The 4,373-nt window shown below is 44.1% G+C and carries 7 protein-coding genes; all 7 read right to left on the bottom strand.

The annotated features are described in order from the left end of the window. Positions 1-325: 325 nt before the first annotated feature. From infA to rplF, 7 genes are read right to left on the bottom strand one after another with little or no spacing between them, the layout of a single operon-like run. Positions 326-544: a translation initiation factor IF-1 gene (infA, locus tag JHC35_RS00435; RefSeq protein WP_013459075.1), complete on the bottom strand. Its 219-nt coding sequence runs from the start codon at positions 542-544 to the stop codon at positions 326-328. Positions 545-554: 10 nt separating this feature from the next. Continuing rightward, entirely contained in the window at positions 555-1,313 is a 759-nt protein-coding gene (gene map / locus JHC35_RS00430; protein WP_295041361.1) for a type I methionyl aminopeptidase, read from the bottom strand. Between the two features lie 2 nt (positions 1,314-1,315). Continuing rightward, positions 1,316-2,578, bottom strand: coding sequence for a preprotein translocase subunit SecY (gene secY, locus JHC35_RS00425; protein ID WP_295041359.1), 1,263 nt, complete (start codon positions 2,576-2,578; stop codon positions 1,316-1,318). Next, entirely contained in the window at positions 2,578-2,976 is a 399-nt protein-coding gene (rplO, locus tag JHC35_RS00420) for a 50S ribosomal protein L15 (protein WP_295041357.1), read from the bottom strand. Before rplO ends, secY begins: the two co-directional genes overlap by 1 nt. A 3-nt stretch (positions 2,977-2,979) precedes the next feature. Next, positions 2,980-3,423 (bottom strand): 30S ribosomal protein S5, encoded by a 444-nt coding sequence (gene rpsE, locus JHC35_RS00415; RefSeq protein ID WP_013459071.1) that lies wholly within the window; start codon positions 3,421-3,423, stop codon positions 2,980-2,982. A 9-nt stretch (positions 3,424-3,432) separates the two neighbouring features. After that, entirely contained in the window at positions 3,433-3,789 is a 357-nt protein-coding gene (rplR, locus tag JHC35_RS00410) for a 50S ribosomal protein L18 (RefSeq protein WP_295041355.1), read from the bottom strand. Between the two features lie 11 nt (positions 3,790-3,800). Next, the gene (gene rplF, locus JHC35_RS00405) at positions 3,801-4,337 is read right to left on the bottom strand and encodes a 50S ribosomal protein L6 (RefSeq protein WP_295041353.1); all 537 of its coding nucleotides are present in this window, start codon (positions 4,335-4,337) and stop codon (positions 3,801-3,803) included. Positions 4,338-4,373: the final 36 nt, after the last annotated feature.

The following is a 4,373-nucleotide window of genomic DNA, read 5'->3' as shown; positions in this document are numbered from 1 at the left end:
TGTTCTCATCGATCCACCCTTCTTTATCAAACGCTCCCCACCCTTTTTTTGTTGCAATCCCACTGATTTTATAGAATGAACCTTTTTTCATTCCAGAGGTGAGTGCGGTGGGCTCTTTTTGCTTCGCTGCCAGGACAAGCCACTTCATCGCTGCGCCCTCATCCGCTTCTACACCGCGAAGTGCATCCGTATAGGTTTCTTAAAACGACTGTTGCGGATCAGAAGCAAATAAAAAAGCACTTAGGAGGAAAAAAGCGATAACTTTTTTTCATAAATTCGTTTCCTCTATCAAAAAATAGTTATCTTCTTCCCGAAGAGGGAAGATTTATTTATACCGGTAGGTAATTCGACCTTTGTCCAAGCTGTATGGAGTCAACTCGATTTTTACCGTATCCCCGGGGAGGATTTTGATGTAGTGCATACGCATTTTTCCAGCAATATGACACAAAATCACGTGACCATTCGGCAACTCAACACGAAACGTTGCATTGGGTAGTGCCTCAATAATCTTTCCGTCTACTTCAATGACATCATCTTTTGCCATTACTCTTCCTTTACGCGATTGATAATATTTCAGCTCTACCGTTGATAATCGCAACCGTATGCTCGTAATGAGAGCCTTTCAGCCCATCCGTACTCACCACATCCCAGCCGTTGGCCAAAATTTTAGAGGTACCCTCTTTTTGACAAATCATCGGCTCCAAGCAAAAAACCATTCCATTTTTTATCTTCGGACCCGCTTTAACATTGGCTCCGTCCATATAATTCGGAATTTCCGGTTCTTCATGCGGTTTTTTGCCGATACCGTGACCGCAGAATCCCCGCAACGGGACAAACCCGCGTGCGAGAATAAACTGCTCTATCTCGTAGGAAAGCTCTTTAAAGCGCATCCCGTCGCGGATAATATCGATGGCAAAATAGAGGGCGTCTTTCGAACATGCAATTAATGCTTCATCTTCCGGAGAGATCTTTCCAACCCCAACAGAGATAGCTGCGTCCCCGAAATAGCCCCCCTTTTTAGTACCAACATCAAACCCGACAATATCACCCTCTTGAAGAGCGTAATCGGTCGGAATACCGTGGATAATCACTTCATTGACAGAGGTACAAACTGCACTTGGAAAACCGTAGAGCCCTTTAAAAGAGGGGCTTGCACCTTGGCTTCGGATAAAATCTTCGCCCAAGCGATCAAGCTCTTTTAGGGTAATCCCCGGTTTGGTGTGAGAAGCTAACAGCTCCAACGTCGCTCCGACGATTTTATTCGCGGCACGAAGTGAAGCTATTTCATCATTTTTACGTAGCGCAATCGCCATTGTTACAGGCCAACCGCACTAAGGGTTTGGTATTTAGACATATACACTTGCGCTTCGATACGACGCATAGTGTCCAAGGCTACCTGAACCACGATGAGAACTGCCGTCCCTCCAAAGAAGAACGGAACGCCCATCGCTTTAACAATTACCCATGGCAATGTAGCGATAAGACCGAGATAAATAGCACCTGTAATGGTCAATCGCCCTGCAGTATCGTTCAAGAACTCTTTGGTTGATTCACCCGGACGAACACCCGGAATAAACCCGCCTTGACGTTTTAGATTGTCCGCTATATCTTTTGCATTAAATACAATCGATGCATAAAAGAACGCAAAAAATACGACAAACAAAAACTGCAAAACATTGAAAAAATAATGGTTCGGATTCAACACATCGGCAATAGCTTGAACCGTCGGATTAGTACTTGAAGACATTACCGTCATCGGGAACATCAAAATTGCCGAAGCAAAAATGACCGGAATAACCCCAGAGAGGTTCACTTTCACCGGAATGTAGTTCATAACCCGTTTGTTTTGATTTTGCATCATTGTCTTTTTCGCATAGGTGACCGGAATACGGCGTTCACCCAACTCAACATAAATAATGACCAAAATCGTTGTTACTACCAATGCAACAATTCCTACCAGTGATAAGAATCCCATTGCACCCGTATTGACCATCGTAACCGCATGCGAAATCGCACTTGGAATCGCCGAAACGATACCGGCGAAGATGATCAAAGAGACACCGTTTCCGATACCACTTTGTGTAATTTGCTCACCAATCCACATCAAGAGCATCGTACCTGCCAACATGGAAACAACTGCCAACGTTACAAACGTACTGTGATCGACCAAAATAGCACTGCTGCCGTCTTTGCCGCTCATGCTTTGTAGCCCGACACTCACACCGATCGCTTGCACGATGGTAATAACGATAGTCGCATAACGGATAATCTGCATATATTTCACCATACCGTCGCGCTCTTTTTTCATTTGAGCCAAGTTTGGGAATGTTGCTGCAAGAAGTTCCATAATGATGGATGCGGTGATGTAAGGCATAATACCAAGAGAGATAATGGAGAATCGTTCGACGGCTTTACCGCTAAACATATTAAACAGACCTAACGCGTCAGCTTGGTGAGAGTTAAAAAATGACGCGATTACAGCCGTGTCAACACCCGGTACCGGCACGTATGCCAGTAAACGGTAGATAAAGAGAAAACCGATCGTAATTAAGATCTTGTTTACAAGTTGTTGGTTCATTATTTACCAGATGTTGTAACGTTTTCGTCTTTGATTTTAGATGCTAAATCTTTAGCGCTTGCACCGACAAGTTTAACGCTAACAACAGATTTAGGCAATCGGTGAACACCACGGATGCTTTCCATTGTAATTTCAGCAAGATTCGCGATCTCTTTTACTTTTTCAACGTTAATTGTGGTTGGTTTCACAACACGTGATTGGAAACCGATTTTCGGCAAACGGCGGGCAAGTGGTTGTTGTCCACCCTCAAAGTTACGTTTTTCATTGTAACCTTTACGCGCTTTTTGACCTTTGTGACCCTTACCGGCAGTTTTACCTTGGCCACTTCCTTGACCGCGGCCAAGACGTTTTTTGCTGTGGGTTGAACCCTCAGCAGGGGTAAGATTTTCGAGTGCCATACCTTATCCTTTGATACGTGATAGCGCATCGATAGTTGCACGTACCACAGTGTTTGGATTGTTAGAACCCAAAGACTTCGTCAAGATGTCTTGGATTCCCGCAAGCTCAAGTACAGGACGGGTAGCACCACCGGCGATAACCCCTGTACCTTCTGATGCAGGTTTAAGCAAGATACGACTCGCATTGTATTTAACTTCGATATCGTGAGCGATGGTAGTCCCTTTGATCTTCACTTCTGTCAAGTTTTTGAATGCTTCGTCAACCGCTTTACGGATAGCGTCTGGAACTTCTTTCGCTTTTCCGACTCCGTAACCTACGGTCCCTTTTTTATTTCCTACAACGACAAGAGCGGTAAAACGGAAACGTCGACCACCCTTTACAACTTTTGTTACACGACCGATGTTTACAATCGCTTCTGAAAATTCTTCTCTGTTAATCGCTTGCATCTCGTGACCTTAAAACTTAATTTCATTTGCACGAAGTGCTTCGGCAAACGCTTTTACAACACCATGGTAAATGAAACCGTTACGATCGAAAACGACTTCATTGATTCCGGCGTCTTTGAGGTTCTTAGCAAATACGGCTGCTGTTTTTTCAGCATCCTCTTTGTTTGCTTTTAAACCCAAAGTTTTTGAGTGTACTGCCGCCAATGTTACCGCTGCTTCGTCGTTAATCGCTTGTGCGCTGATATAGCGGTTAGAGCGGAAAACAGACACACGCGGTAAAGAAGCGCATCCTGAAATTTTAGAGCGAATTCGGCGTTTACGTTGAACACGTTTTGCCGATTTGTTTTTTAGTGTTTTTGCTGTCATTTCATCGCTCCTTATTTCTTAGATGTCTTACCGGCTTTACGCAGGATAGTCTCATCAGAATATTTAACACCTTTACCTTTATACGGTTCCGGTGGACGGAATGAACGGATTTCAGCAGCAATTTGACCAACTTGTTGTTTGTCAGCGCCTTTGATGCTAATAACGTTTTTATCAACTGCCATGGTGATTCCCGCAGGGATATCGTAGTTGATGTCATGGCTGAAACCGAGTTGAAGGTTCAAAACGTTTCCATTTACCGCAGCACGGTAACCGACCCCGTTGATCTCCAATTTTTTCTCAAAACCGGTTGTTAAACCAGTGATGATGTTTGCCGCCAAAGCACGGTAAGTACCCCAAAACGCACGATCTGCACGTTGATCAGAGTTTGTGCTGAACGTCAAAGTGTTCTCTTCAAGAGTAACACCACAGTTACCGCGTGTATCCAATACTTGAGTTGTTGAACCTTTCACGAAAGTGATCACAGTCCCCTCAATAGTTGCTTTTACATCAGCTGGGATAGAAATAGGAAGTTTTCCAATACGTGACATCTTATCTCCTTACCAAATTGTACAAAGGACTTCACC

This window comes from Sulfuricurvum sp. (assembly GCF_022759005.1).
GTDB lineage: Bacteria > Campylobacterota > Campylobacteria > Campylobacterales > Sulfurimonadaceae > Sulfuricurvum.
This window is presented reverse-complemented; position numbering and strand designations above follow the sequence as displayed.

Bases quoted from the DNA above. Each gene is read 5' to 3' on its own strand.
- secY (WP_295041359.1), bottom strand. From the start codon at position 2,578: ATGAACCAACAACTTGTAAACAAGATCTTAATTACGATCGGTTTTCTC.
- rplO (WP_295041357.1), bottom strand. From the start codon at position 2,976: ATGGCACTCGAAAATCTTACCCCTGCTGAGGGTTCAACCCACAGCAAA.
- rplR (WP_295041355.1), bottom strand. From the start codon at position 3,789: ATGACAGCAAAAACACTAAAAAACAAATCGGCAAAACGTGTTCAACGT.
- rpsE (WP_013459071.1), bottom strand. From the start codon at position 3,423: ATGCAAGCGATTAACAGAGAAGAATTTTCAGAAGCGATTGTAAACATC.
- rplF (WP_295041353.1), bottom strand. From the start codon at position 4,337: ATGTCACGTATTGGAAAACTTCCTATTTCTATCCCAGCTGATGTAAAA.
- map (WP_295041361.1), bottom strand. From the start codon at position 1,313: ATGGCGATTGCGCTACGTAAAAATGATGAAATAGCTTCACTTCGTGCC.
- infA (WP_013459075.1), bottom strand. From the start codon at position 544: ATGGCAAAAGATGATGTCATTGAAGTAGACGGAAAGATTATTGAGGCA.